Source organism: Cupriavidus sp. KB_39 (assembly GCF_052114485.1).
Lineage (GTDB): Bacteria > Pseudomonadota > Gammaproteobacteria > Burkholderiales > Burkholderiaceae > Cupriavidus.
On sequence record NZ_JBFREV010000015.1, the window covers coordinates 91,232 to 116,784 of the forward strand.

General features: G+C 68.6%; 24 protein-coding genes and 1 pseudogene. 15 read left to right on the top strand and 10 right to left on the bottom strand.

Annotated elements, in window-relative coordinates:
* Positions 1 to 20: 20 nt before the first annotated feature.
* The 3 genes from AB4Z27_RS13785 to AB4Z27_RS13795 form a co-directional block, all read right to left on the bottom strand.
* On the bottom strand, positions 21 to 989 hold the full coding sequence (locus AB4Z27_RS13785) for a glycosyltransferase family 2 protein (RefSeq protein WP_441644631.1): 969 nt from the start codon (positions 987 to 989) through the stop codon (positions 21 to 23).
* Positions 990 to 1,156: 167 nt separating this feature from the next.
* Positions 1,157 to 2,047 (bottom strand): response regulator transcription factor, encoded by an 891-nt coding sequence (locus AB4Z27_RS13790; RefSeq protein ID WP_441644632.1) that lies wholly within the window; start codon positions 2,045 to 2,047, stop codon positions 1,157 to 1,159.
* A gap of 820 nt (positions 2,048 to 2,867) precedes the next feature.
* Positions 2,868 to 3,173 (bottom strand): YXWGXW repeat-containing protein, encoded by a 306-nt coding sequence (locus AB4Z27_RS13795; RefSeq protein ID WP_092294256.1) that lies wholly within the window; start codon positions 3,171 to 3,173, stop codon positions 2,868 to 2,870.
* A gap of 716 nt (positions 3,174 to 3,889) precedes the next feature.
* On the opposite strand from AB4Z27_RS13795, the gene AB4Z27_RS13800 reads away from it, so the two are divergent.
* The 3 genes from AB4Z27_RS13800 (at position 3,890) to AB4Z27_RS13810 (ending at position 5,329) form a co-directional block, all read left to right on the top strand.
* Complete coding sequence (locus tag AB4Z27_RS13800; protein ID WP_177219904.1) at positions 3,890 to 4,027, top strand: hypothetical protein; 138 nt, start codon at positions 3,890 to 3,892, stop codon at positions 4,025 to 4,027.
* 51 nt (positions 4,028 to 4,078) lie between these two features.
* Positions 4,079 to 4,522, top strand: a complete 444-nt coding sequence (cynS, locus tag AB4Z27_RS13805) for a cyanase (RefSeq protein ID WP_092294258.1) — start codon at positions 4,079 to 4,081, stop codon at positions 4,520 to 4,522.
* Positions 4,523 to 4,645: 123 nt separating this feature from the next.
* Positions 4,646 to 5,329 carry a class I SAM-dependent methyltransferase gene (locus tag AB4Z27_RS13810; RefSeq protein WP_255370797.1) on the top strand — a complete coding sequence of 228 codons (684 nt, stop codon included), beginning with the start codon at positions 4,646 to 4,648 and terminating at the stop codon, positions 5,327 to 5,329.
* Between the two features lie 17 nt (positions 5,330 to 5,346).
* Here AB4Z27_RS13810 and AB4Z27_RS13815 read toward each other — a convergent pair whose 3' ends face one another.
* Positions 5,347 to 5,511: a hypothetical protein gene (locus AB4Z27_RS13815; protein ID WP_177219905.1), complete on the bottom strand. Its 165-nt coding sequence runs from the start codon at positions 5,509 to 5,511 to the stop codon at positions 5,347 to 5,349.
* A 317-nt stretch (positions 5,512 to 5,828) separates the two neighbouring features.
* Here AB4Z27_RS13815 and AB4Z27_RS13820 point away from each other — a divergent pair, with 317 nt between their 5' ends.
* The gene (locus AB4Z27_RS13820) at positions 5,829 to 6,575 is read left to right on the top strand and encodes a phosphoribosyltransferase (RefSeq protein ID WP_092294259.1); all 747 of its coding nucleotides are present in this window, start codon (positions 5,829 to 5,831) and stop codon (positions 6,573 to 6,575) included.
* On the opposite strand, the gene AB4Z27_RS13825 is transcribed toward AB4Z27_RS13820, so the two are convergent.
* From AB4Z27_RS13825 to AB4Z27_RS13840, 4 genes and pseudogenes are all read right to left on the bottom strand, one after another.
* The gene (locus tag AB4Z27_RS13825) at positions 6,510 to 7,034 is read right to left on the bottom strand and encodes a LeuD/DmdB family oxidoreductase small subunit (protein WP_092294261.1); all 525 of its coding nucleotides are present in this window, start codon (positions 7,032 to 7,034) and stop codon (positions 6,510 to 6,512) included. The genes AB4Z27_RS13820 and AB4Z27_RS13825 overlap by 66 nt on opposite strands.
* A gap of 65 nt (positions 7,035 to 7,099) precedes the next feature.
* Positions 7,100 to 8,422, bottom strand: a complete 1,323-nt coding sequence (locus AB4Z27_RS13830; protein ID WP_441644633.1) for a 3-isopropylmalate dehydratase large subunit — start codon at positions 8,420 to 8,422, stop codon at positions 7,100 to 7,102.
* A complete protein-coding gene (locus AB4Z27_RS13835; RefSeq protein WP_369823416.1) occupies positions 8,419 to 9,492 on the bottom strand; it encodes a tripartite tricarboxylate transporter substrate binding protein in 1,074 nt (357 codons plus the stop codon). The genes AB4Z27_RS13830 and AB4Z27_RS13835 overlap by 4 nt, the downstream gene beginning before the upstream one ends.
* A gap of 85 nt (positions 9,493 to 9,577) precedes the next feature.
* Positions 9,578 to 10,354, bottom strand: a pseudogene (locus AB4Z27_RS13840) (GntR family transcriptional regulator); the annotation flags it as partial.
* A gap of 694 nt (positions 10,355 to 11,048) precedes the next feature.
* Here AB4Z27_RS13840 and AB4Z27_RS13845 point away from each other — a divergent pair.
* From AB4Z27_RS13845 to AB4Z27_RS13880, 8 genes are all read left to right on the top strand, one after another.
* Entirely contained in the window at positions 11,049 to 12,596 is a 1,548-nt protein-coding gene (locus AB4Z27_RS13845) for a hypothetical protein (RefSeq protein WP_092294267.1), read from the top strand.
* Positions 12,597 to 12,766: 170 nt separating this feature from the next.
* Positions 12,767 to 13,222, top strand: a complete 456-nt coding sequence (locus AB4Z27_RS13850) for a hypothetical protein (protein ID WP_092294269.1) — start codon at positions 12,767 to 12,769, stop codon at positions 13,220 to 13,222.
* Positions 13,219 to 13,917, top strand: coding sequence for a C39 family peptidase (locus AB4Z27_RS13855; RefSeq protein ID WP_092294271.1), 699 nt, complete (start codon positions 13,219 to 13,221; stop codon positions 13,915 to 13,917). Before AB4Z27_RS13850 ends, AB4Z27_RS13855 begins: the two co-directional genes overlap by 4 nt.
* 14 nt (positions 13,918 to 13,931) lie before the next feature.
* Entirely contained in the window at positions 13,932 to 15,092 is a 1,161-nt protein-coding gene (locus tag AB4Z27_RS13860) for a hypothetical protein (protein ID WP_092294273.1), read from the top strand.
* Between the two features lie 78 nt (positions 15,093 to 15,170).
* Positions 15,171 to 16,622 carry an acetate kinase gene (locus AB4Z27_RS13865; RefSeq protein WP_092294275.1) on the top strand — a complete coding sequence of 484 codons (1,452 nt, stop codon included), beginning with the start codon at positions 15,171 to 15,173 and terminating at the stop codon, positions 16,620 to 16,622.
* A 183-nt stretch (positions 16,623 to 16,805) separates the two neighbouring features.
* The gene (locus AB4Z27_RS13870) at positions 16,806 to 17,318 is read left to right on the top strand and encodes a DUF1269 domain-containing protein (RefSeq protein WP_441644634.1); all 513 of its coding nucleotides are present in this window, start codon (positions 16,806 to 16,808) and stop codon (positions 17,316 to 17,318) included.
* A 311-nt stretch (positions 17,319 to 17,629) separates the two neighbouring features.
* Positions 17,630 to 18,778, top strand: coding sequence for an ABC transporter substrate-binding protein (locus tag AB4Z27_RS13875; protein ID WP_441644635.1), 1,149 nt, complete (start codon positions 17,630 to 17,632; stop codon positions 18,776 to 18,778).
* 69 nt (positions 18,779 to 18,847) lie between these two features.
* On the top strand, positions 18,848 to 19,633 hold the full coding sequence (locus tag AB4Z27_RS13880; RefSeq protein WP_092294281.1) for an SDR family oxidoreductase: 786 nt from the start codon (positions 18,848 to 18,850) through the stop codon (positions 19,631 to 19,633).
* On the opposite strand, the gene AB4Z27_RS13885 is transcribed toward AB4Z27_RS13880, so the two are convergent.
* A complete protein-coding gene (locus AB4Z27_RS13885; protein ID WP_092294283.1) occupies positions 19,615 to 20,505 on the bottom strand; it encodes a LysR family transcriptional regulator in 891 nt (296 codons plus the stop codon). The two genes, AB4Z27_RS13880 and AB4Z27_RS13885, sit on opposite strands and share 19 nt — an antisense overlap.
* Positions 20,506 to 20,618: 113 nt before the next feature.
* Here AB4Z27_RS13885 and AB4Z27_RS13890 point away from each other — a divergent pair, with 113 nt between their 5' ends.
* The 3 genes from AB4Z27_RS13890 to AB4Z27_RS13900 are packed head-to-tail and all read left to right on the top strand — an operon-like array spanning position 20,619 to position 23,376.
* Positions 20,619 to 21,980, top strand: a complete 1,362-nt coding sequence (locus AB4Z27_RS13890) for an acyclic terpene utilization AtuA family protein (RefSeq protein ID WP_092294285.1) — start codon at positions 20,619 to 20,621, stop codon at positions 21,978 to 21,980.
* A gap of 12 nt (positions 21,981 to 21,992) precedes the next feature.
* The gene (locus AB4Z27_RS13895; protein WP_092294287.1) at positions 21,993 to 22,349 is read left to right on the top strand and encodes an AtuA-related protein; all 357 of its coding nucleotides are present in this window, start codon (positions 21,993 to 21,995) and stop codon (positions 22,347 to 22,349) included.
* Positions 22,350 to 22,407: 58 nt separating this feature from the next.
* Entirely contained in the window at positions 22,408 to 23,376 is a 969-nt protein-coding gene (locus AB4Z27_RS13900; protein WP_441593784.1) for a Bug family tripartite tricarboxylate transporter substrate binding protein, read from the top strand.
* A 75-nt stretch (positions 23,377 to 23,451) separates the two neighbouring features.
* Here AB4Z27_RS13900 and AB4Z27_RS13905 read toward each other — a convergent pair whose 3' ends face one another.
* Positions 23,452 to 25,548 (bottom strand): ParB/Srx family N-terminal domain-containing protein, encoded by a 2,097-nt coding sequence (locus tag AB4Z27_RS13905; protein ID WP_441644636.1) that lies wholly within the window; start codon positions 25,546 to 25,548, stop codon positions 23,452 to 23,454.
* Between the last annotated feature and the right edge of the window lie 5 nt (positions 25,549 to 25,553).

The following is a 25,553-nucleotide window of genomic DNA, read 5'->3' on the forward strand; positions in this document are numbered from 1 at the left end:
TTCCTGACTAATTAGATAGATCAGCGTGGCGTGATGGTTGCCGAACCGGTTGCCGAACCGGTCGCCGAGTCGGCGGTTATCGGCGTCACGCCGCCGGTGGTGCCCGCGCCGCGCGCGTGSCGGTGGATGTAGCCGCAGGCCAGCCGCGTGGTGCGCCACGCCTCAGCCACGCCGCGCAGCCCCTGCTGGCGCACGTTGTGGGCCAGGTTGTGGGACACGGCCGCCATCAGGAACACCGCGGCCTTGGCCGGGCGGCGTTCGCTCCAGCCATAGCGCTTGAACGTGGTGTAGATGCGCGAGGCGTGCAGGAACGGCCGGTAGTAGTCGCGGTTGGCTGGCGACGGGAAATGATGATTGGCCGCGCTGGCCAGCCATTCGATGCGGAAGTTGTGCTTGAACACCGCCCGGCTGGCCAGGTCGATCTCGTCGTAGCCATAGACCAGCTGCTCGTCGAAGGCCACGTGTTCGAACAGCTCGCGCGGAAACACGGTGCTGTTGATCACGATCGAGTACATGCGCTCGCCGCAGCGGTAGTTGTGCTGCTGGAAGCCGAGGAAGGCGCCCTTGTGCGGCCGGACGCGCTCGCCGTGGCAGACCTCGGTGCCGGTCAGGATCAGCCGGTTGGCGGGCCCGCCGGCGGCCACGTGGTGCACGTGGTCGTCGAGCAGCCGTTCGGCCATCTGCTGGAGGAAGGTCTCGCCCAGCGTGGCGTCATCGTCGATAAACAGCACGTGCGTGCCCGTGGCGGCAGCCAGGGCGCGGTTGCGGTTGGCGCAGAGGCCGCGGCGCGGCCCTTCGACGTAGGTGATGGCCGGGAACTCGCCCAGCATCATGTCGCGCGTGCGGTAATCCGTGCTGTCGTCGGAGACGATCAGCTGGTGCACGGGCGTCGTGGAGGTCTGGACCGATTGCAACGCGCGGCGCAGGTCGTCGGGCCGGTTTCGCGTGCAGATGCACAGCGAGAACGTCGGCAGGAAGCTGGCTGACATGGCGATTTCTCCCGTCGGGCTGGTGCCCGTATCGTCGTTTGCAGCCTGTGCGGCTGTCTTCGTCAGTCTGGGAGGCGCGGCCACCGGGGTCTGTACGCTCGCTCACTCACTCCCCGGCTCCCGCGCCTGCGCGCGGGGAGCCCCGGGGAGGGGGGAGCAAACGCGGCTCAGATGCCGGGCTGCGTGGGGAAGGACGCCTCGCGCCGTACCGCCGGCGCCGCGCGCGTGGCGCGCTCGTCGCCGCTGACCCAGTCCAGCGTGGCGCCGCGTTGCAGCGCGGCGTAGACCGCTTCGCCCTTGTTCTTGACCTTCAGGCGCTGGTACAGCGTGCAGGCGTGGCTCTTCACCGTGGCCACCGAGATATTGAGCATGCGGCTGACCGTCTTGATCGGATAGCCGCGTGCCAGCAGCACCAGCACCTCGTACTGGCGCGGCGTGATCTTGAGCATCTCGGCTTCGTCGTAGCTCGGTTCGTCCTCGGTCAGCGGCTGGGCCGTGGCACGCAGGGCGCCCATTGCGGCGCGGGGCGTGGCGGCGCAGGCGGCCAGCGCGTGCGGATCGGTCTGCACCGTGGCGGTCAGCGGCAGCGGCGCAGCCGAAGCCAGCGACAGCGTGGCCGGCAGCGCCGAACGCGAGGCGGCCGGGGCGGTCGCCACGGCGGCCGGCAGGGCATCGCCCGCGAACATCAGGCCCTGCACGCTGGAGATGGCGAGCCGGATGGCGGCTTCGATCACGGCCAGCGAGGCCGATTTCGGCAGGCAGCCGCAGATACCCCGCGCGGCGTCAGCCGTGGGCGCATGCAGCGGCAGCTGGTCGGACAGCACCAGGATGCGTTGCGGCGCAAGCCGTTCGCGCGCCAGTTCCAGTTGTGTCCAGCCGGCGAACTCGTCGGCGGGCATACCGAAGACCAGCAGGTCGGCATTGCGGWGTGGGGTGTCCAGTTTGCCGATGTCGGCTGGCGCAAGCGCCAGTACATGTCCGGATTCCTGGATGGTTTCGAGCATCTGCAACAGCCCGAGGCGGAGCAGTGGATGCTCCTCGATCAGCAAGGCGTTCATTATTCTTCACTCCCCGTTGGCGGGTGAGCTGCGGGCGCTTTGCGTAAGGGAATATCACCGGCAGGGCGGCCACCCATGACAGATGCCGCGAAGACCGCTTGAACCCCGTGCTTCCGTGTCAGTCGATGTCCAGTTGTGAGATTGGACTTTGCCGCGCGACCGGAAGGTTGACCCGAACCCTAACCCGAAAAAATCTCGCTCCTAAATTCGGCTTAAATTCATCTTATGGGCTGGTTCATCCGAAAGCAAGCGGGTGGAATTCAGCGTCTGCTGAGGTGGAATGAAAACGAACTCATAATCCGTTGCTAAACCGAGCCACCCCTCATGCGTTTGGGCGGCGATGTTCGCCAAACGCCATCTGGCACAGGCTGGCCGCCCGGTTGCAGGCCTGATACAGGCGGTCCCGAATATGTTTCACCACTGCAACCATATTGAATAAAAGACACACGATAAATGGAAAAAGCTCACCCGACTGGGGGGTATGGCATTAACGAAAGTCTGCTTTATGCGCCAGTTTTGCAACCATTACAAAATGACTGGCGGATGGCGGCAGGAGCAGTTCTCCTTTCGTGGGGAGTCTCGTGGCCTAGTGCAAAAGGATGAGAGTGAAATCCCACCTCCGGAGGAAAGTAATCGAGGGTGTTAAGGGGGCGGCGCCCGGCTTGCCACCCACCTTCGTGGGGATACACCCCACCTCCCGGGGGAGGGCTGAAAGCCCAATGGACCGATTGCCGGAATAGGAAAAGGAAGGGAAACGAAAAGGAAACGGGCCGGACCACATGCCCATGGTCCGGCCCGTTTCCTTATTCAATGGCTACGCTTAGCGCGCCCAATACCCTGGACGYCTCACCCAGCCGCGGGGGCTCTGCACCCAGCGGTCCGGCACATAGCGGTAGCCGGGGCGCGCCGCCTGGTAATAGCCGCCGCGCCAGGCGTAGTTGCCCTGCACGCGGTCGTAGTGGCCGGGCACCCAGACCTTGCCGGGCCGCGGCGCCGGGCGCACTTCATGGCGCGGCGGCGGCGGGCGGTCGTCGTAGCCATTGCCATGGGCCTGGGCGGGCGACATCAGCCCGAAGGCACTCCCGGCGGCAAGGACAGCGGCGGCAAGCATCAGTTGGCGTTTCATGGTGGTTCTCCTTCTACCGGGTCATCCGGTCGGGCAAAGCAAGCTGCGGGATTGGGTTTGTTCGATGAAGTCCGACGCCGTGGCCGATCAATAGCGGCCGCGGTCGTGGTAGTGGTAATGGCCGCCGCGCGGCGGCACGACGATGCAGGCCGAAAGCAGGGCGCTCGTGGTGGCCAGCAAAAGGGTCAGGGCGATGGCGCGTTTCATGTGGGACTCCGTATGCGATTCGCTCGGTGGCGGTTCGCGTTGAACACGGCTTCACTGTAGCGACGCACCCCCGCCCCGCGCGGTTGCACTTGTAAGGCAGTCTTCGCGCCGGATGCGGCGAAAACGCCTCCCAATCGGCTTGGCCCATCGCCCGCCAGCCCTTGTCGGATAAGGCTTTGCGGCGAAGTGACGCCTACGCCCGCGGCGGGGCTGGCCGCAAGGCCCAGGGTAATGTGGCGTTACATCGGAAATGTCTGCTGCAAAGATTTGCCCCGGGGGCAGCGCTGTCCTGATCCATTGACGTCGCCACGCTTCGCGCAGAAACGGGTACGCTTCAGCCTGTGCGCCCCGCACGGCGGGCTTCCCCGCAACGGTGCGCACCCCGCGCCGACGCCCTCGCCGGTCTCCGAAAACGCCCCACGGTGCGTCATCGGCAGCCGATTCCGGGGCCGCGCGCGTGGCACGAAGCTTGCGCCAGTCTGTTCGCCGTATTCCCGAGGGAGGACGTCATGCCGGTCATGTTCATCGTGCTGATCCTGCAGGCGCTCGAAGGCCTGAGCCCGCTGTCGGTGCCGCGTTTCGCGCGGATGCAGTTCGAAGACAGGGGCGATGCCGTCGCGGTCATGGAGCGCTCCAGCGTGCCGTGACCCCATCCGCCGTTCTCTCCCGGGCCAATGCCAAATACCAACGGAGGGAACATGAATCGCAGTGACGTGACCGATCTGATCATCGAAGCCAAGGTCAGGCGCGGGATTTCCTGGGCGCAGGTGGCCGAGCGCGTGGGCAAGAGCAAGGAATGGACGACGGCCGCGTGCCTGGGCCAGATGGTGTTCGACGAAGCCGGCGCGCGCGCCGTGATGGAGATCTTCGACCTCCCCGCCGAAGCCGAGCCGTGGCTGCGCACCGTGCCCTACAAGGGCTCCCTGCCCACCCAGGTCCCCACCGACCCGCTGATCTACCGCTTCTACGAGCTGGTCAGCGTCTACGGCACCACTTTCAAGGCGCTGATCCATGAGGAATTTGGCGACGGCATCATGAGTGCCATCGACTTCCGCATGGACCTCCAGCGCGAAGCGGACCCCAACGGGGACCGCGTCCGGATCGAGATGTCCGGCAAGTTCCTGCCCTACAAGACGTATTGAAGGGCGCCGGGGCGGGCAGGCCGCCCCGGCATTTCCGTGTGTCGGATCGCACAGAGGCCGCGCGCCTCCCCTCGCCAGAATGCAGGAAACTGCCATGCGGCAACCCAGGGGGAGACACGGGCCATGCAGATCACTTACGACAAGCAGACCATCAACGCGTCCAACCCGCTGGCACGTTTTGCGCACCGGAGCCGGATCGCGCTGGGCCTCGGCATGGTGTCCGCCCGCTGCCCGCACGGCGGCACGGTGGTGGACTTCGGCGCGGGGCCGGGGTTGTTCCTGCACCGGCTTGGCCAGGCGCGGCCTGACCTGTCGCTGGCCGGACTCGACCCCTACAAGACCCCGGACTACCCCGAGATCCGCTATCTGGCCGAAATGGACGCCCAGCCCGCYGACTCGGTGGACATGCTGACCGCGTTCGAAGTCTGCGAGCACCTCTATGCGGACGAGGTCGACACCTTCCTCGACGACGCCCTGCGCATCCTGCGCCCCAGCGGCACGCTGATCATCTCGGTGCCGGTGATGTATGGCGTCGCCATCGTGCCGAAGCTGCTCAACGGCATGGTCAGCGAGCGCACGTTACGCATGGATCACACGCCGGGCGAGGCACTGCGGGCGCTGATGGGGTTGCCGGTCACGCGGCCGGACAATCCCCGCCATACCCACAAGGGTTTCGACTTCCGCAAGCTGCGCGCGCAGGTGAGCATGCGCTTCGACGTGGAAGCCGAATCCACCAGCCCCCTGCGTCAGCTGCCGTGGTGGCTCAGTTCGCAAGTCTTCATGATCTGCCGGCCACGCGAGGCCTAGGGCCCCGGAGGCTGGCTTCAGCCGAAGAACTCGTTGTAGTAGCGCGTGCAATGGCCCGATTGGCGGAAGGTGTAGGGCAGTTCCGCCATGGCGGCTGCGTCGAGCGAGCCGAAGGGGATGTCGAGGTCCAGGTCGTGCTGGGCGGTCTGGTCGTCGGTGCGGGAAGTCTGTTGCGGATTCACGGTAACGCTCGCTCAAGTCAATGGCGCGTTCTGGGCGCCGGGGTCTGGAAGTTCGACGGGCGGGATCGCCGCCACGGGTTGAATCCTACGCAAGCAATGCGTATCGATCATCGGGGCGCGCCTCAAAACACTATTTCACGATCGCCATCAATCGTCGGGACCTATCGGGCCGATAGGGTCCACCCTTCCCCCATCACTCGCCCCAGAAAGCGCCGCCGCCTTCCCGTGACGGGTCTATAGTGGGCTGGGGAGCCGCTCCCTCGCGGCGCCTGTCCCCCTGTCCTTCCAGTCACCGCCAACGCCTGCGGGAGCACGCCATGACACTACCGCCGTGCTATGCCGACCGCCGCGAGGCGGGCACCTATCTGGGCCGGGATCTCGCCGAACGCGGGATGGGCCATACCGATGATGGCCAGCCGGCGCTCGTGCTGGCGCTGCCGCGCGGTGGCGTACCCGTGGCTTTCGAGGTGGCGCGCGCGCTGGACGGCGCGCTGGACGTGCTGCTGGTGCGCAAGATCGGCGCCGCCGGCTACCCGGAACTGGCGCTGGGCGCGGTGGTGGAGGGCGATGCCAGCGGCGGCGAGCCGCATACCGTGGTCAATGACGATCCGTGGGCGCAGCGTTCGGTGGAGTCCGGCGCCTTCGATGCCGAGCGCGGCCGCCAGCTCAACGAGATCTGCCGGCGCCAGCAGCGTTATCGCGGCGGGCACGCCGTGACGGCGATGCAGGGGCGGCAGGTGATTGTCGTCGATGACGGCGTGGCCACCGGCGCCACCATGCGCGCGGCCCTGCACGCGGTGCGGGCCGCCGGCGCGGCGCGGGTCGTGGCGGCCACCCCGGTCGGGGCGGCGGACGGGCTCGATTCGCTGCGCGAAGTGGCCGACGAAGTGGTGTGCCTGAAGACCCCGGACAGTTTCGGCGCCGTGGGCGCCTTCTACCTCGACTTCACGCAGACCAGTGACGAAGAGGCGCTGACCCTGCTGCGTGAGGCGCAGTTGTCAGCGATCACCGCCGCGGGCAGCCAGCCGGGCCTTCAGGTGCGGCACCAGCCCACCCGCCCGTAGCAGCGCGCGCAGGAAGTCCGGCATCGGCTCGCACGCCAGGTGCGTGCCGTCTTCGAGCCGGATACGCGCGCCGTCCAGATCCAGCGTGGCGCGCGCGCCATCGGCCAGTAGCGCCGCCTCGGCGCACACCATCACCGGCAGGCCAAGATTGAGCGCGTTGCGATAGAACAGTCCCGCGAAGGATGGCGCGATGACGGCCGCCACGCCGAGGTGGCGCAGCGCCTGCGGGGCCTGCTCGCGCGACGACCCCATGCCGAAGTTGCTGCCGGCCACGACAAGGTCGCCGGGGCGCACCGAGGCCGGAAACTCCGGCCGCAGCGAGGCCAGGCAATGCTGGGCGAGCACGTCGATGCCGGCCTTCATATAGGTGCCGGGCGCCATGGCGTCAGTATCGACATCATCGCCAAAGCGCCAGATCCGGCCGGCTTGCGGCAGGGGGAATTCGGGGGCGGGGGGCATGTAACGCGTTGTCTGTCTCTTTCTGGTTTTTATGGGGATGCTACGGATGATGCGGGTGCAGCGAGTCAGGCGAGCAGCGTGCGGGGATCGGTAATGCGCCCGGTCACCGCGCTGGCAGCTACGGTCATCGGGGAGCCCAGCCAGACTTCGCTGCCGGCATCGCCCATGCGTCCCGCGAAGTTGCGCGCGGTGGAGGCGATGGCGTGGCTGCCGGCCGGGAAGCGGCTCGCGCCATAGCCGGCACAGGCGTTGCAGGCGTTGGGCAGCAGCGCGGCGCCGGCATCGGTCAACACTTGCAGCGTGCCTTCGCGCGCGGCCTGTTCCTGGTCACGCAGGGAGGCCGGGGCCACGCGCAGCGACACGCCGGGCGCCACCTTGCGCCCGCGCAGCACGCTGGCGGCCATGCGCAAGTCCTCGAGCTTGGCGCCGGTGCAGGCGCCCAGATAGGCAATCTCCACCGGCTGGCCGGCGCTGACTTCCACCGGCGCGCTGTTGGCCGGCGAATGCGGCGCGGCCACCTGCGGCGCGAGCGTGCTGGCATCGAAACAATGGGTGGTCAGGACCGGCGCACCGGCGTCGCTGCGCCAGTGGCGGGTGTCGATGGCGGCCAGCGCGGTGGCATCCACGCCGGCTTCGGCCAGCCATGCGAGCGTGGTGGCGTCCGGCGCAACCAGCCCGGTCTGCGCGCCCAGTTCGGTACTCATATTGCACAGCGTCATGCGTTCCTGCATCGGCAGGGCGGTGACGGCGGCGCCGGTGTACTCGATGGCCTCGTAGTGGCCGCCGGCCATGCCGAGCTGCGCGCACAGGAACAGCATCATGTCCTTGGCGCAGACGCCGGTGCCCAGCGCGCCGCGCCAGTCGATGCGGATGGTCTGCGGCACGCGCAGCCAGATCTCGCCGGTGGCCAGCACGCCGGCCATCTCGGTGGCGCCGATGCCGAACATATAGGCGCCGAACGCGCCGCCGGTGGGCGTGTGGCTGTCGCCGCCGACGATGAAGCGGCCCGGCAGCACGTGGCCCTGCTCGGGCAGCACCACGTGGCAGATGCCCTGGCCATCGATAAAGTTCGAAATGCCGGCCTCGCGGACCCAGTCGCGCGTAAATTGGACGATGGCCTCGGCGTCGGGGTCGGCGGCCGGCACGTAGTGGTCGGTCACCACCACGAAGCGCGTGGGATCCCACACCTTGACGCCCAGCTCGCGCAGCAACGGTGCCACGCGGCGCGGGCCGCTGGAGTCGTGCGCCATCGCCAGATCGACCTTGCACATCACCACCGTGCCGGGCGTGACGTGCGCCACGCCGGCGGCCCGGGCGACCAGCTTCTGCGCCAGCGTGGCCGGCGGGGSGGCGGGGGGCTCGGCGGCGTGGCCGCTCGGCAGCGTCATTCCGGCTGGGCTCCCGAGTACTTGACCACGGTGGCCCAGCGCTTCACGTCCTGCTTGACGAAGGTGGCGAAGGCGTCCGGCGCCATCGCGCTCGGCTGGGCGCCGTCGTTCTCGAGCCGCTTGCGCACCGCTGGCGATTCCAGCCCGTGGCGCGCGGCCTGATACAGCGCCTGGGTCACCTCCGGCGGCAGGTTGGCCGGCCCGAACAGGCCGAACCACGCGCTGGACTCGAAACCCTTCACCGTCGCGCCAATCGGCTGCGCGCCCGGGAACTGGGGCAGCGGCGCGGGGCTGGTCACGCCCAGCACCTTGAGCTTGCCCGCCTTCACGTGCTGGGCGACGTTGAGCGTGCTGGCGAACATCAGGTCCACCTGCCCGGCGAGCAGGTCCGTGATGGCCGGCGTGGTGCCCTTGTAGGGGATGTTGACGATATAGGTGCCGGTCATCATCTTGAACATGTCACCGGCCAGATGCACCGACGAGCCAACCGAGCCGATGCCGAAATTGAGCTTGCCCGGCTCGGACTTGGCCAGCCGGATCAGTTCGGGGATGTTGTTGGCCGGCAGTTTCGGCGTGGCCACCAGCACGCTCGGCACCGTGGCCACCAGCGTGATCGGCGTGAAATCCTGGATCGGATCGAACGGCAGCTTCTTGTAGAGCGTGGCGTTGATGGTATGGCTGGTGAAGCTCATCAGCAGCGTGCTGCCATCGGCCGCGCTCTTGGCCACCATGTCCGCCGCGATGTTGCCGCCGGCGCCGGGACGGTTCTCCACCACCACCGGCTGGTCCAGCGACTGCGACATTTCCTGGGCGATGGTGCGCGCGAGGGTGTCCGTGGTGCCGCCGGCCGGCGCACCCACGAGGATGCGGATCGGCTTGCCGCCGGCTACCGCGGCGTGCGCGCCGGCGGGCAGCACGAGTGCCACGCACAGCGCCGCCGAGGCCGAAGCCATCAGCGCGGCGGGAAGGTGTTGGAACAGACGGTGGAAGGGGCGAAGAACAGCAGCGCGGGCGGGCGGACAGGCAGGCGGACAAGCGAGCTGGTGCGCGCGCGGGCGGACGACTGGCATGACGGTAGCTCCTCGACAGTGTGATCAGGAGTGCGCAGTATCGCCCGGAATCCGCCGCGCGCGGCAGTGGACAGGAGGGGGGKCAGTCGCGCAGGCCGGTGCGGGTCTCGTTTTCCACCCACACGTTGGCGCTGTCTCCGCCCATCGGCGACAGGTCCATGCGGTACTCATAGCGGTCGGGCCGGTACTGGCCCAGCAGCAGCTGCACCGGGCGGCCCGCCTTGTCGAGCACCACGCGGCGCACGGCCAGCAGCGCGCCGCCCACGGGGACGTCGAGCAGCGGGGCCACCACCACGTCGGCCAGGCGCGCGGTCAGCACCTGGCTGGCGCGGCCCAGTTCCACCCCGGCGGCCTCCAGCAGGCGCAGGATCGGCGTGCCTTCCAGATCCTTGCGTTGCAGCGGGCGGCCCAGGTCCACGGGCAGGTAGACGGTGATATGCGAGAGCGGACGGTCGCGGTAGTGGCGCACGCGCACGACCTTCACCACGGGGTCGCCCGGTTCGATCTTGAGCGCCTCGGCCACATCGGGGGTGGCGTGCACTTCGTCGATCGAGATCACCTTGACGGCGGTCTTCTCGCCCATGTCGATGATGTTGCCGAGCAGGCTGGTGGTGCGCTCTTCGGTGGCGGCCGGCTTCACCGGATGCGGGTTCACGAAGGTCCCCAGGCCACGATGACGCCGCACGAGACCTTCCTGCACCAGGCGGTCGAACACGCGGCGCATGGTCACGCGGGAGGCGTGAAACTGCTTGGCGAGGTCGATCTCGCCCGGCAGCGGGCCCTGCCCGAAACGGCCTTCCACGATCTGCTGGCGGAGGACTACGTAAATCTGGTGATACAGGGGAACGACGGCTTCACTCATGGTTTCCCTTGCGGATGCGCTGACAAGTCCTAGACGAGACTAATGTACGTTAAATCAGACATAGAGCCTAGCATGAAACAGGCTGGCGGCGCTCTGAGCACTCCGTACGCCCGCATTTGTTGCGGTCCCGCATCGCCGGCGCGGCGCGCGCAAGAAAGGCCCGCCGCCGGGCGGGATTCCCTCTGAAAGCCGGTGCTCACGTCGCACTGGCGCCGGGGCGCGGGGTAGGGTGCCTATCAGGGATTGCAATTCTTGACATATCAGGCACTTCGCACAGGCCATGTGATTGCGTAGCGGTCACCTCGGCCCGGCTGTTTCACCGCCGTAACGGGCCGCAGCGTTGCGGGGTTCCCCTAGGCGYCGCGCCAAGCCACTGAAAAATCACGGTTTTTTCGCAATTGCACSGGGCCCCCACGCAGCCATGCGGCTGGCGGTGTCTCAACGGTGTGACATGTCTACTGCGGTTCACAGCATCGCAGCATCGCCGGAGATGGGTGGCCGCTAGAAAAGTTCCCGGTCACCGGTTGGTAGCCCTTGTATTTCAACGGATTACACGGCGCGGGGCGCCCGCTGGCACTGTTTGTGCGCAAGGGGAGGCTGGTCTGGTCCCGTGCCGGACCTGAACCTCCAGCCGATGTTCTCGAGAGCGCCGGCCGGAGGCTGAGCCGCAGCACAAACTTCCTGGGAGCATCGTATGAAAAAGACATTACTGGCGTCGGCGATCACATTGGCCTTCTTTGGTAGCCAGGCCTATGCGAACCCGACAACCAACAACGACTCGGGCGAGGGCGACAACACGCAGACCGCCACCGCAACTTCCACCCAAGGCGATGGCGCCAACGCCAACGAAAATTCCACTGCGACTCAGGACAACAGCACCACTACCACCAACAGGACTTCGAACAGGACCGCCACGCTGACGCTCAACAAGACGTCCACCCGCGTCAGCACCCGCGTTCGCCAGAGCGTGGATGGCTACGGTAATGCCGCGGCGGCCAATGGCGGCACGGCCACGTCGTCGATCGCCAACTCCTTCAACTCGACCAAGGCCATCGCCGTCAGCCGACTCAGCGGCACGGTGTCCGGCAATACCATCAGCAACATCGGCAACTATGCCACCAACAGCGGCAATGCCAATGGCGCTACGGGTGGTGCAGGCGGCCGTGGGGTTGGCGGGACCGGCGAAGGCGGCAGCGGCGGCAATGGCGGCAACGGCGGCAATAGCGGCAATGGCGGCTCGGGCGGTTCGGGCGGCAGCGCCACCAACGGCAGCGCTACCAACGGCGCGGCTACCAATGGCAGCGCCACGGCAGGCAATGGCGGTCGTGGCGGCAACGCCAGCGGCAGCGCCGGTGATGGCGGCAACGCCCGCGCGAGCGGCGGCAGCTCCCTCAGCGCCAGCCTTGGCGTGGGTGGCCGTGGCGGCTCGGCCCTTGCGGGTGCTGGCGGCGGCTACAGCGGCGCGATTGGCGGCGACGGTGGCCGYGGCGGTGGCGCACTGGGCGCCGGCGGCAGCGCACTGGGCGCTGGCGGSGGGGCACTGGGCGCAGCCGCGGCACTGGGCGGCAGCAGCGGTGCCGGCAGCGCGGCCAGAGAGCGCGGCGATGGCGCTGGTGGCTCCAGCACGGCCACGGCCGGCGCAGGCGGCACGGGCACGACCGGTGCGGTATCGGCGAGCGGTGGTGCCGGTAGCGGCACGGGCGGCTCGGGTTCGGGCACGGGCGGCGCAGGCGCGGCCGGCGGCACGGGCACCTCGACGGCAGTGGGCGGCACGGCCACGGGCTCGGGCGGCGCCGGCGGCGCAGGCACGGGCGGTGCGGCAACGGCCACGGCTGGCGCGGCAACGGCCTCGGGCGGCGCAGGCGGCGCGCAAACCAGCACTGCCGGCAACGGCGGCACGGGCGGCGCGGCGGCCAATGGCAGCGCCACATCGTCGGCCTCGAACGGTAGCGCCACGGCCGGCAACGGCGCTGTGGGTGCCGCATCGGGCACGGGCGGTGCAGGCGGCGCCGGTGGCGTGGGCAATGGCGGCGCGGGCGGTACCGGCAACGGTGCAGTGGGCGGCGCTGGCGGCAACGGCGGCTACAACGTCGTCGATGCTGGCGCCTTCAACATGTCCAACACCATGACCAGCGTCGGGCAATCCGCCGCAGGCGTCATGATCGCCAGCCAGAACAGCGGCATGGCGTCGCTGGTGCAGCAAAGCGTCAACGTCCAGGCGAACGTGAATGCCGGTCGCTAAGTCCGAGTGAGTCCTCCGGCTTCGGCCGGAGGCTTGCACGGTTGGCATTCGAGATGACGGGTATCCCGGCGCCTGCAAGGGCCGGGATGCTTGTCTGTCGAGGTGCCTGGGAGGTCCGATACCGTGGCCCGGATGGGAGCCGCGAGGTCGGAACAAGAGGGAGACGCACCATGTGTTCGCATCGCTCCGCTGTCATGGCAGTCACGACAGCTCTCCTGGCCTGGCCGTTCGCCCAGGCTGTAGCAGGACCACCGACCGCCGAGGCATCGGCCGTGGCAGTGGCCAGCAGTGAATCGGGCGCAGCCACCGCGGTGGCCGGCGCAGCGGCAAGCGTCACGGCGGTCAAGCCGGACGCGGCACCCAGGAACAATCTGTTCGGCACCACGGCACGCGCGGTTGGCAGCGACAAGCTGGACGGCGTACGCGGCGGCTCCGAACTCGTCGTCAACGACATGCGCCTGCACGGCACCGTGGCGGACAACGCCGCCATCAACACGCTGTCTGGCAGCAACATCGTTTCCGATGGCGCGTTCTCGAACGCGGCGGGCTTGCCCACCGTGATCCAGAATTCGGGCAATAACGTGCTGATCCAGAACGCGACCATCCTCAACGTCCAGTTCAAATGATCATGCGCCGCCTGTTGCTGGCCGCCGCTACCGTGGCGGCGACGCTGGGGAGCTTCTCCGCTGCCCGCGCCGACTACATCAACGTGCCCGCCGACGGCGGCAAGAACTACTACGTGCCGGTCACCAGCCTCCGCGAGGCCCGGTATCGCACCACCATCCGCCAGCAGTTCGACTTCAGTTGCGGCTCGGCCGCCATCGCGACGCTGCTGACCTACCAATACGGCTACCCGGTCACGGAGCAGGTGGTCTTTGCCAACATGTACGTCAACGGCGACCAGGCCAAGATTCGGGCCGAAGGGTTCTCGCTGCTCGACATGAAGCGCTTTCTGGAGTCGCGCGGGTTCCTGGCCGATGGCTACGAACTGCCGCTCTCCAAGCTGGAGGAAACGCAGGTACCGGCGATCGTGCTGATCGTCGAGAACGGCTATCACCACTTCGTCGTGGTGAAGGGCGTGAAGGGCAACCGCGTGCTGATCGGTGATCCGGCACGTGGCACGCGCGCGCTGGAGCGGGAGCATTTCGAGCGGATCTGGGACAGCCAGCTGCTGTTCGTGATCCACAACCGCACAGAAAACGCGCGCTTCAATCTGGTGTCCGACTGGCGCGTCGCGCCCTCGGGCCCCTACTCTTCGGGGATCAACCGCGACAGCCTGTATTTCACCGTCATGCCCAAGCATGGCGTGAACGATTTCTGAGTCGAGGAGCAGTCATGGTCCTGACAACCGCTTCACCCGCACTCCGGCGCAGAGCCGGCAGTGCGGCGGCGATGGCCCTGCTGGGCGCGGGTCTGGCCTGCGCCGGCAATGCCTACGCCGACATGGGTGCGCCCATGCCCGATACGGCAATCGACATCGCGCTGAGCGCGACCGCCGACGTCCCTACCGTGCCCGCAGCGCCGGAACTCCCGGCCGTGGCCGTGTCCCATGCCATCGATCTGCCAGCGATGCCCACGCAAGTGGAGCTGGCCGCCGATATCCCCGTGCCGCCGCCCGTTGAACGCGTGGCGGCACCTTCCGCTAACCCTGTTGTCCCTGTTGCCCAAGCGCCTGCGTCCGAGGGACCGGTGGCCAGGGCCCCCACGGCGAAGCACCGCGCAGCCGAGGATCCGCTGGCAAAGGCCATGACCGTTGCCACGCGCGACCCCGACGCGCCGGTGACCGATGCACGCGGCGGCATGGCCAAATGGAAACCGGTGGCGCAGGCGCGGCTCGACAAACAGCGTGGCGGGTTTGACGTGGCCGGCCTGCAGGTCAGCTTCGGCATCGACCGCGCGGTCTTCGTCAACGGCGCGCTGGCCGTGGCCACCAGCATCAACATTCCCGATGTAAGCCGCATCACGGCGGCGCAGGCGCAGCAGCTGCAAGCCACGCTGGGCGGCGTGGCGGCTGCCGTAGCCAACGCCAACAACGCCGCCACCGGCGCCGTGGCAGCCGCCAATGCCGCGGCCGCCAATGCACAGGGTGCGGCGGGCGCGGCGGGGCAGTCGGCCACCGCCACGGCCAATGGCGCGGCCGCCAGCGCCCAGGGCGCGGCAGGCACGGCCCAGGCAGCGGCCAACGCAGCCGCGCAGGGTGCCAATGCCACGGCGCAGGGCGCGGCGGGCATGGCCTCGCAGGCCGTGGCCACGGCCACCGGCACGGTGACCACCAATGGCCTGTCGAACGTCGTGCAGAACGGCGCAGGCAATACGGCCAACGTTGGTGCGATGGCGAACATGCCGAGCACGGTGATCCAGAATACGCTTAACAACCAGAGCATCCAGAGCCTGATGACAATCAACGCCAGCGTGAACACGCTGGCGGCGTTCCGCACGCAGATGGCAAATACTGCGCTGAACAGTGTCATCCAAAGGACAGCCAGCATGAGGTAAGTCGCGAATACGCGGACAAGCGGTACAGGTTGCGGGCTCCTGCGAGACAGCCCGCCGTCCCCGGGGGAGGAAGACGTCATGAAGAAGCGTTCGCTGCAGGGCATCCGTTTTGCCGGCTGCTCGACGATGCTGTTGCTGGGCGGCATGAGCCACGCCCAGACACCGCCGGACGCGGGGCCACCGGCCGCCGCCCGGCTGGAGACGCTGCAGAAGGAACTGACCGAACAGTCCCGGCAGCTCGAAGCCATGAAGCGCGCGCTGGCGGAGCAGGAAGCCACCATCCGCGAGCTGCGCAATACCATCAGCCCCGACTCCCTCGCGCGCAAGCGCGGCGGCCAGCGTACCGGCGCCGATGTGTCCACCAACTCGGCTGCTGCGGCCGCCGGCAGCAGCGCCACCCAGATCAACAACACGGTGCAGCAGGGCATGCAGCAGCAGGCCCAGCAGCAGCCTGCCGGTCCGGGCGATCCGCAGAACCAGGCCCCGCCAGACAACGTGGCGCAGGGCGCCCAGCAGGGCGAGTCCCTCGCCGGCGCCGAGGAGCCGGTGGGCCGCGCGCCGGTGTCGGACGGCCGTCCGCCCGAGATCGCCCCGATCTTCGACCAGCCTGGCGTGCTGACGGCCCAGGGCAGCCTGGTGGTGGAACCGAGCTTCCAGTACGGCTATTCGTCGAACAACCGCGTGGCGCTGGTCGGCTACACGGTGATCCCGGCCGTGCTGATCGGCCTGATCGATGTGCGCGAGGTGAAGACCACCACCTACCTCAGCGCGGTGGCGTTCCGCTACGGCCTGACCAAGCGGCTCGAGATCGAAGCCAAGGTCCCCTACGTCAGCGCGAAGTCGCAGACCGTGAGCCGGGAAGTCTTCACCGGCAGCGCGTTCGACAACGTGTTCAACTCCAGCGGCAACGGCCTGGGCGACGTGGAGGCGACGCTGCGCTACCAGCTCAACTACGGCAACGAGAAGATGCCGTACTTCATCGGCTGGCTCCGCTACAAGTCGAATACCGGGAAAGATCCGTTCGAAGTGGTGACCGATTGCGTGACGCGCTGCGTCAGCAATACCACCGGCACCGGCCTGCCGCTGGGCATGCCGACGGGTACCGGCTTCCAGGCGATCCAGCCGGGCGTGACCTGGCTGCTGCCGACCGATCCGGCGGTGTTCTTCGGCACCTTCAGCTACCTGCACAACTTCGCGCGGGACAACGTCAGCCGCACCGTGCTGAACGGCCAGACCGAGTCGCTGGGCAAGATCGCCCCGGGGGACATCTTCCAGTTCAACTTCGGCATGGGCCTTTCGCTGAACGAGCATGCCTCGTTCAGTATCGGCTATGACCAGAGCATCATCTGGCCGACCAAGCAGAACGGGCAGACCATTCCGGGCTCGGTGCGCATCACGCAGGGCACGCTGCTGGTGGGCTACTCGTACCGCTTCAGCCCACGCTACACGCTGAACCTGTCGGTGGGTGCCGGCCTGACCCGCGACACGCCGGACCTGACTGTCACGCTGCGCCTGCCGATCACATTCTGACGCAGGCAGATAGCGCGAGGTGACGCGCGGCGCGCATGCGCGATGTTTCAAGCGCGCGTCACCACGGAGCGTGCCGCAGCGCGCCTTGCAACCGGTCTGCGAACGGAGTAGAACGAACCTATCCCGTCCCGCACCGACGGATACCCAAGCCGGGGCGGCCTGAGCCTGAAGAGGAGACWAGCCATGCGCAAACGCATCTTCTGGTTGTTGCCCGACCTGCCAAGCGCCCGCCGCACCATGGACGACTTGCTGCTGGCCCGCATCGAGAATAGCCACATCCATTTCGTGGCGCGCGATGGGTCAGACATGACCGGATTGCATGAGGCGAACCTGTTCCAGACCTCCGACATCGTCCACGCCGCCGAGATGGGGCTGATGGTGGGCGGTGGCGTGGGGATCGTGGCCGGTGTGGTGGTGGCGATGTTCCCTATCGTCAGCGACACGCCGCAGTGGGGCCTGGTCGGCGTGCTGGCCGTGCTGGGCGCGGTGTTCGGGGCCTGGGCCTCGAGCATGATCGGCAGTTCGGCCCCCAACAGCCGGCTGCGCGCCTTCGAGAARGACATCGAGGACGGCAAGCTGCTGCTGATGGTGGACGTRCCGCGTGGCCGCATCGAGGAAATCGAGATGCTGCTCCAGCGCGCCCATCCGGAAGCCCGCTTCGCCGGGATGGACCCCGCAGTGCCGGCGTTCCCCTGAGCCCTTCCTGGGCCCTTCGCGGAACGCTTCGCTGCATTGCAACGCTTAGCCTGCGCGCCCCCGTGGCGCGCCCCGGCGCACGGCTTGTCGTGCGCCACGCTGCGGCCACACCCGCGCCGCCACCCGGAGCTTTACAGGCAAACGGTGTGCTGCCGCAGCAACACCCCTCCCGACCCTCCCCATCTGGATGTTTGAACATTTACCCCCGTTGAGGTAAGTTGCGGGCATCGCACGGTCGTCCCCACGGGGCGCGCCGTGTGCCGCAGCGGCAAAAAATTACTAGTCAGCCAGCAGCTTTTGGAGGGGTCACAATGAACGCAAGGAGCTTTGCGTGCGGCATGCTTGCCGCCACGCTGGGGTTTGTCGCGCCCGTGGCGGTGCACACCGCGCACGCGGAACCGGGGATCRGCAAGGGCACCATCCGCATCGGCCAGTCGGCCGGCGTGACCGGCCCGGTAGCSGGCTCGGTCAAGGAGCAGATCGCCGGGGCGCAGGTCTACCTGAAGACCGTCAACGCCAACGGCGGCGTGGCCGGGCGCCGCATCGAGCTGGTGACCTACGACGATGGCTTCGACGCCAAGCGCACCCCCGACAACGTCCGCAAGCTGATTGCCGAGGACAAGGTCTTCGCGCTGTTCATGGTGCGCGGTACGCCGCAGAACGAGAGCATCCTGCCGATCATCGGCGCGGAGAAGGTGCCGCTGGTGGCCCCGCTGACCGGCGCCATCACGCTGCATCGCCCGGTCAACCGCTATGTGTTCAACGTGCGCGCCAAGTACCAGGACGAAGTGGCCCGCGCCATCAACCACCTCGCCACCTCCGGCATGAGCCGGATCGCCATCTTCTACGCCAACGACGGCTTCGGGCAGGACGTGTTCGAAGGCTTCACCACCGCGCTGCAGGCGCGCGGCGTGCAGCCGGCGGCGGCGGCCTCGTTCAACCGGCCGATGGGCGATATCGGCCAGGGCGTGGCCAACGTCCACAAGGCCAATCCGCAGGCCGTGATGGTGATCGGCTCGGGTTCGGAAGCCGCGCGCATCATCAAGGAACTGAAGCGCGCCGGCAGCGAGGCGCAGTTCGTCACGCTCTCCAACAACGCCGCCGACTCCTTCATCAAGGAACTGGGCGATGACGGGCGCGGGCTCATCATCACGCAGGTGGTGCCGGGCATGAACTCCAGCCAGATGAGCATCGCCAGCGAGTACCGCAGCATGGCCAAGGCCCAGAACGTGGAGCCGAGCAACGCGGGCATGGAAGGCTTCATGTCGGCGAAGGTGCTTGTGGAAGGGCTGCGACGCGCCGGCGCGGAGCCCACGCGCGAGAAGCTCGTGACCGCGCTGGAAGGCCTGCGCGACTACGACCTCGGCGGCATCCTGATCAGCTACAGCGCCACGCGCCACACCGGCTCGTCGTTCGTCGAGATGTCGATCGTCTCGTCGACGGGCAAGCTGATTCGCTGACGCATCAGGGAACCCCCGGCGCCATGCCGGGGTGTTTTTCCGGCTGCTGCGCTGCGGTATAGTCGCCGCATGCCGATTTCCACCGCAGTCTCCCCGTCCCCCTTTTCGCTCGATGGCCGCGTCGCGCTGGTCACCGGCGGCGCGCAGGGCCTTGGCCGCGCGATTGCCGCCGGCCTGGCCGCCGCGGGCGCCCACGTGCTGGTCTGCGCGCGCAGCGCCGACCGCGTGGCGGACACCGTGGCGCAGTTGCAGGCCAGTGGCGGCAGCGCCGAAGCCCTGCCGCTCGACATCACCGACGAAGCCGCCGTCGCCGCCACCTTCGCGGCGCTCGCCACCCGGCCGGGCCGGCTCGACATCCTGGTCAACAACGCCGGCACCCGCAACCGCGCTTCCATGGTCGATCTCGACGCTGGTGACCTGCGCGCCATGCTCGAGACCAATCTCGTCGCGCCCTACACGCTGTGTCGCCACGCTGCGCAACTGATGCAGCGCGGGCAGTACGGGCGCATCGTCAATGTCTCGTCGATCGCCGGGCAGGTGGCGCGCGCCAACGACGTGCTCTATCCGGCCACCAAGGGCGGGCTGGACGCCCTCACGCGCGCCATGGCGGCCGATCTGGGCCGCCACGGCATCACCGTCAACGCCATCGCGCCCGGCTACTTCGCCACCGAGCCGAACCAGTCGATGGTGGCGGACGGCACGGTCGCCGAATGGCTGCGCAACCGGACCTCGCTGGGCCGCTGGGGCCAGCCGGACGAAGTGGCCGGCGCGGCGGTCTTCCTCGCCTCACCGGCGGCATCGTACGTCAGCGGGCAGGTGCTGGCCGTCGATGGCGGCTACCTCGGCCACTTCTGACGCAGGCAGTCGATCATCGCCGCCGCGGCGGCCGAATCGCCCCGCTCCTTGAGCCGCACCAGGCAGATGTCGCGCACCAGCGACGGCATCTGCAACGGCCGCACCGCCAGCCCCTCGCGCCGGAACTGGAACAGCGCCAGCGCCGGCACCACCGAGACCCCCAGCCCCGCCTCCACCAGCGCCGCCACGGTGGCCAGGTGCTCCACCTCCATCACGCCATTGACCCGCAGCGGGTGCAGCGCCGCATCCAGGTGCTGGCGCACGCTGCTTGTGCGGGAGAGCTGGATGAAGGGCAGCCCGGCCAGCGCCTGTGGCGCGATGCGCCGCTTTGCCGCGAGCGGATGGTCTGCCGGGCAGACCAGATGGAAGTTGTCGTGGACCAGCGGCTCGATGCGCAGGTCGGCGTCCTGGGCCGGCGCCGGGGCCAACGCGAAGTCCGCCTGCCCGCGCCGCACGAGATCGATGCAGCCATCGGCCAGTTGATCGTGCAACTCCAGCGAGATGCCGGGGTAGCGGCGATGGAAGTCCGCGAGCAGCGGCGGCAGGTCGCCGCCCGCCAGCGAGGGCAGGGCGGCGATGGCCACGCGGCCCTTGCGGCGCTCGGCGTGGTCGCGCAGGTCCTCGAATGCCGTCTCGAAGTCGGCCAGCAGCCGGCGCGCCACTTCCTCGAAGCGGCGGCCGTCCGCGCTCAGCTCCACATGGCGCGTGGTGCGCTCGAACAGCCGGCTGCCGGCCTGCTCCTCCAGCGTCTGCACCAGCGTGCTGAAGGCCGACTGGGAGAGGTGGCACGCCTGCGCCGCGCGCGTGAAATTGCGGTGCGTGGCCAGCGCCACGAAGGCGCGCAGGTGCTTGACCGACAGGTTCGGGATCATGGCRGGCKGGATTTATCCACAGAACCGATAGATTAATCCAAATGATCTGTTTGATGGTGGGRGCGGCGAAGCCTAGAATCGGATCGCCTTCCCCCCCTCTTCCGCGAACGCCCATGACTGCTCCCCTGCTGATCGGCTCCGGCGCCGGCTTCTCCGGTGACCGTACCGATGCCGCCTTGCCCGTGGTGCGCACGCTGATCGCCGCCGGCGGCCCGGCGGCCCTGATTTTCGAGACGCTGGCCGAGCGCACGCTGGCGCTGGCGCAACTTGCGCGGCGCAGCGATCCCGAGCATGGCTACGAGCCGCTGCTCGACCAACTCCTGACGCCCGTGCTCGGCCTGTGCCTGGCCAACGGCATCCCCATCGTCGGCAACTTCGGCGCGGCCAACCCGCGCGCGGCGGCGCGCCGTATCGGCACCCTGGCGGCGCAGCTTGGCCTCGCGGCACCGCGCGTGGCCGTGGTGGAGGGCGACGACCTCTCGCACGACGCCGGCCGCGCCGTGCTGCGCGGCATCGTGGGCCCGTCCTTCCCGGAAGCGCGCTTCGTCTGCGCCAACGCCTATATCGGCGCGCGCGGCATTGCCGATGCCCTGCGCGACGGCGCGCAGGTCGTGGTCTGCGGCCGCGTGGCCGACCCCGCCCTGGCCGTGGGGCCGGCCATGGCGCACTTCGGCTGGGCCTGGGACGACTGGGACCGCCTGGCCGCCGCCACCATGGCCGGCCACCTGCTCGAATGCGGCGCCCAGGTCAGCGGTGGCTACTTTGCCGATCCGGGCATGAAGGACGTGCCGGACGTGCACGCGGTGGGCTTCCCCATCGCCCAGCTCGACGCCGACGGCGGCATCGAGATCTTCAAGGCGGCCAACACTGGCGGCTGCGTGGACCTCCGCACGGTGAAGGAGCARTTGCTGTACGAAGTCCACGATCCGAGCGCCTACCTGACCCCGGACGTTGTGGCGGACATCGGCGCCGTGACCGTGTCCCAGATCGGCCCGGACCGCGTGGCGGTGCGCAACATCCACGGCCACCCCCGGCCCGAGCAACTCAAGGCCAACCTGTTCTATCAGGGCGGATGGTTCGCGGAGGGCGAGATTTCCTATGCGGGGCCCAACGCGGCGGCGCGCGCCCGGCTGGCGGCCGACATCCTGCGCAAGCGGATGCAGGGCCTCGGCCACGATGTGCCGATTCGCTTCGACCTGATTGGCGTGCTGAGCGTGTTTGCCGACGATGGCGGCGCCATGCTGGCGGCGCCCCAGCCGGGCGAGGCCGCCGCGCAGGATGTGCGCCTGCGCGCCGCGCTCGCCCACGAGGACAAGGCGGTGGCCCAGACGCTGCTGCGCGAGGTCAACGCGCTCTACACCTGCGGCCCGGCCGGCGGCGGCGGCGTGCGCACCGCGCTGCGCGCGCGGCTCAATGCGATGTCGTGCCTGGTGCCGCGCGATGCGGTGTCGCCCACCCACGTCCTCGTTGCCTGACCGGAGACCGCCATGACTGCCACCACCGCCGCCACCGCCCCGCTCTACCAGTTTGCCCACGGCCGCACCGGCGACAAGGGCGACCGCTCCAATATCAGCGTCATCGCCTACGACGCGCGCGACTTCGATCACCTCGTGACCCATGTGACCGAAGACGCCGTGCGGGCCCTGTTYGCCCACCGCCAGCCCACGGCGGTGAAGCGCTACGTCGTGCCGTCCATCCAGGCGATGAATTTCGTCATCGATGGCGTGCTCGACGGCGGCGTCAACGACGCCCTCAATCTCGACACGCACGGCAAGGCGCTCGCGTTCCTGCTGCTGGGCCTGCCGATTCCCGTGCCGCCGCGCCTTGCCGCCGGCACTTCCTGATCGATTCTTCGCTTTTTTCTGATCCAGCGACCTCTTACAACAAATCGAGGAGACAACGATGTACGGATTCCGCAGCCCGCTTACCCTGGTCGCGCTCGCCTGCCTGGCCCTGCCGGCCGGCAGCGCCTGGGCCGAATACCCCGACAAGCCGATCCGCTTCGTCGTGCCGTTCGCGGCCGGMAGCGCCACGGACCAGCTCGCGCGCGCCGTGGGCCAGGCCATTACCGTGGACAGCAAGGTCACCGTGGTGGTGGACAACAAGCCCGGCGCCAACGGCTTCATCGCCGCCAGCGACGTCGCCAAGGCCAGCCCGGACGGCTACACGGTGCTGATCACCACCAACACCACCCACGCGGCCAACGAGCACCTGTTCAAGAAGCTGCCCTACGACCCCGTGAAGGACTACGCGCCTGTGACGGCGCTGGGCCGGGGCGGCCAGATCATGGTGGTGAACCCGCAGGTGCCGGCCAAGACCGTGGGCGAGTTCATCGCGCTGGCCAAGAAGGAGCCGGGCAAGCTGAGCTTCGGCAGCGGCAGTTCGTCGTCGCGCATCGCGGGCGAGCTGTTCCAGCAGATGGCACACGTGCARYTGCTGCACGTGCCCTACAAGAGYAATCCGCTGGCGATTACCGACCTKCTCGGCAACCAGATCCAGATGATGATCACGGACACCGCTACCGGCCTGCCGCAGGTGAAGTCGGGCAAGCTGCGCGCGCTGGGCGTGTCGGGCAAGGCGCGCTCGCCGCTGGCGCCGGACGTGCCGACCATCGACGAGGCAGGGGTGAAGGGCTACGAGATGAGCTACTGGTTCGCGGCCTACGCACCGGCCGGCACGCCACCGGCGGTGGTGACCAAGCTCAACCAGCTGCTGGTGAAGGCGGCGAAGAGCGACACCGCGTCCACGTTCTATCAGTCAACCGGGACCGAGGTGTTCACGAGCACGCCGGCCGAGCTGGCCAAGTTCCAGGGTCAGGAATCGGCCAAATGGGGCCGGATCATCAAGTCGGCGAACATCCAGCCGGAGTAATCCGCCCACGCAGAAACGGGTACGCCCGCTGCTATGAAAAGACGCCCGCTATTGCAGCGGGCGTCTTTTTTTGCCTTACGGCTTYAGCCCGAGGCGGTAGGCCACTGCGTACGGCAGCTTGCCGGGCTTGGTCGAACCCACCGGCTGCGAGAGCGCCGTGAACTCGGTTTCGTTCAGCGTGGTCAGGCCGCCCAGTTGCGCGGCGGTCTTGCCGTTGCTGACCACGGCGTCCGGCGCCAGCGCCACCATGGCGGCCGAGGCGCGGTGCACGGCGTCGAGGTAGCTCGCGGTGTCGTCCAGGTTGACCGTCTTCAGGTCCACCACGCCGCGCAGCCAATCGCCCCAATAGAACTCCGTGAACTCGGTGGCATCGGTCGGCTGGCTGTAGCCGATGTCGCGCGTGAAGTAGACCAGCGCGCGGTACGGGTCGTTGCCGAGGCCGTTCTTCAGGCCCAGCGCGCGCGGCAGGTCAGCCGGGTAGGTCGGCTGGTTGGCGCCGTCCTTCGACCAGATCAGCTTGCGCTCGCGCAGCGTGCGGAAGAACGTGGCGCGGTTCAGCGTGGACAGGTTGTCCTGCACGCGGATCCACATCTTCGACTGCGCGCCGCCGGTGTCGGCGTCCCAGATCGACGTGAACGAGTGGTGTCCATCGGTCAGGAACGGCTCGCCGTACGGCCCCACCACCAGCGTCTTCATGTCGGCCGGCTTGTTGCCGACCGCCTTGGTGCAGGTGAAGGAGGCGAGGTCGCYGAGGCGGGACGTGGCTGCATCCCAGGTGCTGGTCTTGTTCTGGCCGTTGGTCTCGCAGGCGTCGTCGAACTTCTTGATCGGGTCCGCGGCGTAGCGGCCGAGCTTGTAGTAGATCTGGTCGCGGCCGATGGCCGGCTGGGTGGGGCGCAGATCGGCCAGCGTGACGAGGATGTTCTGCCCTGCAGTGGCCGTCAGGTAGGTCGAGACCGGCGTCGGCGCGGCCATCGGGGCGCACACGGCGGGAAGCTGTCGCGTGCTGCCCGGCACCTGCCGGAGCTGGTACGCGAGGTTCTTGCTCACCGGCAGCCAGGTCAGGCCGAGCGATTGCGCCTGGCCGGCCACGGTGGCCTGCCACGTGCCCGAGACCAGCCCGTTGGCGGCGGCCCCGCCGGCGCGGTTGTAGGCCAGCGTCACGTCCACGGGGATGTTGTCCGCGGCGAGCGTGGTGCCCGCCACCGAGACGATGTTGCGGCGCGTACGGCCCGTGGCGGCGTTCTTGTCGTCGAGTTCCGGCTCGGCGCAGACCCAGTCGCCATCGATGCCRTTGGCGGCGACGGCCGTGGCCGTGCGCACGACCCAGCTACCGGTGGGCGCCGTGGCGCTGGCGCCGGTTTCGTCGACGAAGAGCGCCACCTGGCCCTGCTGGCGGCCTACGAACAGGCGGCCGACCGTGCTGCCGCCCAGCGTCAGCGCGAAGGCGCCCGGATAGCGCGACTGGTCGGCATCGGCCGCCAGCTTGCCCGACTGGCCGCCGGCGCAGTCGGCGCTGTAGCCCAGCCCGGCGCAGACGCGCACGTTGCCATCCGCGCCGATATTGAGCTGGCCCGCGCTGGCGGCGTCGCCGGCCTGRCGCAGGTAGCTGTAGGTGCCGGCGATGTCGGCCAGCTGCGCGCCACGGTTGCCGGCCGAGATATAGCCCTGSAGCAGGGCGCCGTTGCCGGCCTTGACGTTGGGCACCTGGCCCAGCGCGCCGGAGAGCACGCCGTCATCGAGCGTGAAGCGGAAGGTGATGGCGGCGGCGGCGGCAGCCAGTGCTGCCGGTACGTCGGTGCCGCTGGCGGCGAGGCCGGTCACGCGGTAGGTGCCGTCTTCCAGCACGTACTGGCCCACCAGTGCCCCGGCCAGGCCGAAGCGGGAATCGAGGAAGCGCAGGGTGAGCTGGCCGGCGGCGGGTTTGTCGAGTTCGACGGATACCGTGTCGCCAAAGCTGACCGCGCCGACGTACAGCGATCCGCCCGACAGCGGCTGCACCGATGCCGGCTGCGTGGTGCCGCCATTGCCGCCATTGCCGCCGTTGCCACCATTGCCACCGGTACCGCCATTCGCGGCGCTGCCGTTGTCATCGTCGCCGCCGCAGGCGCCGAGCGCGAGCGTGGCCGAGATCAGCGCGGCAAAGGCTGCCTGCCTGGTCCTCTTTCCCATGATTT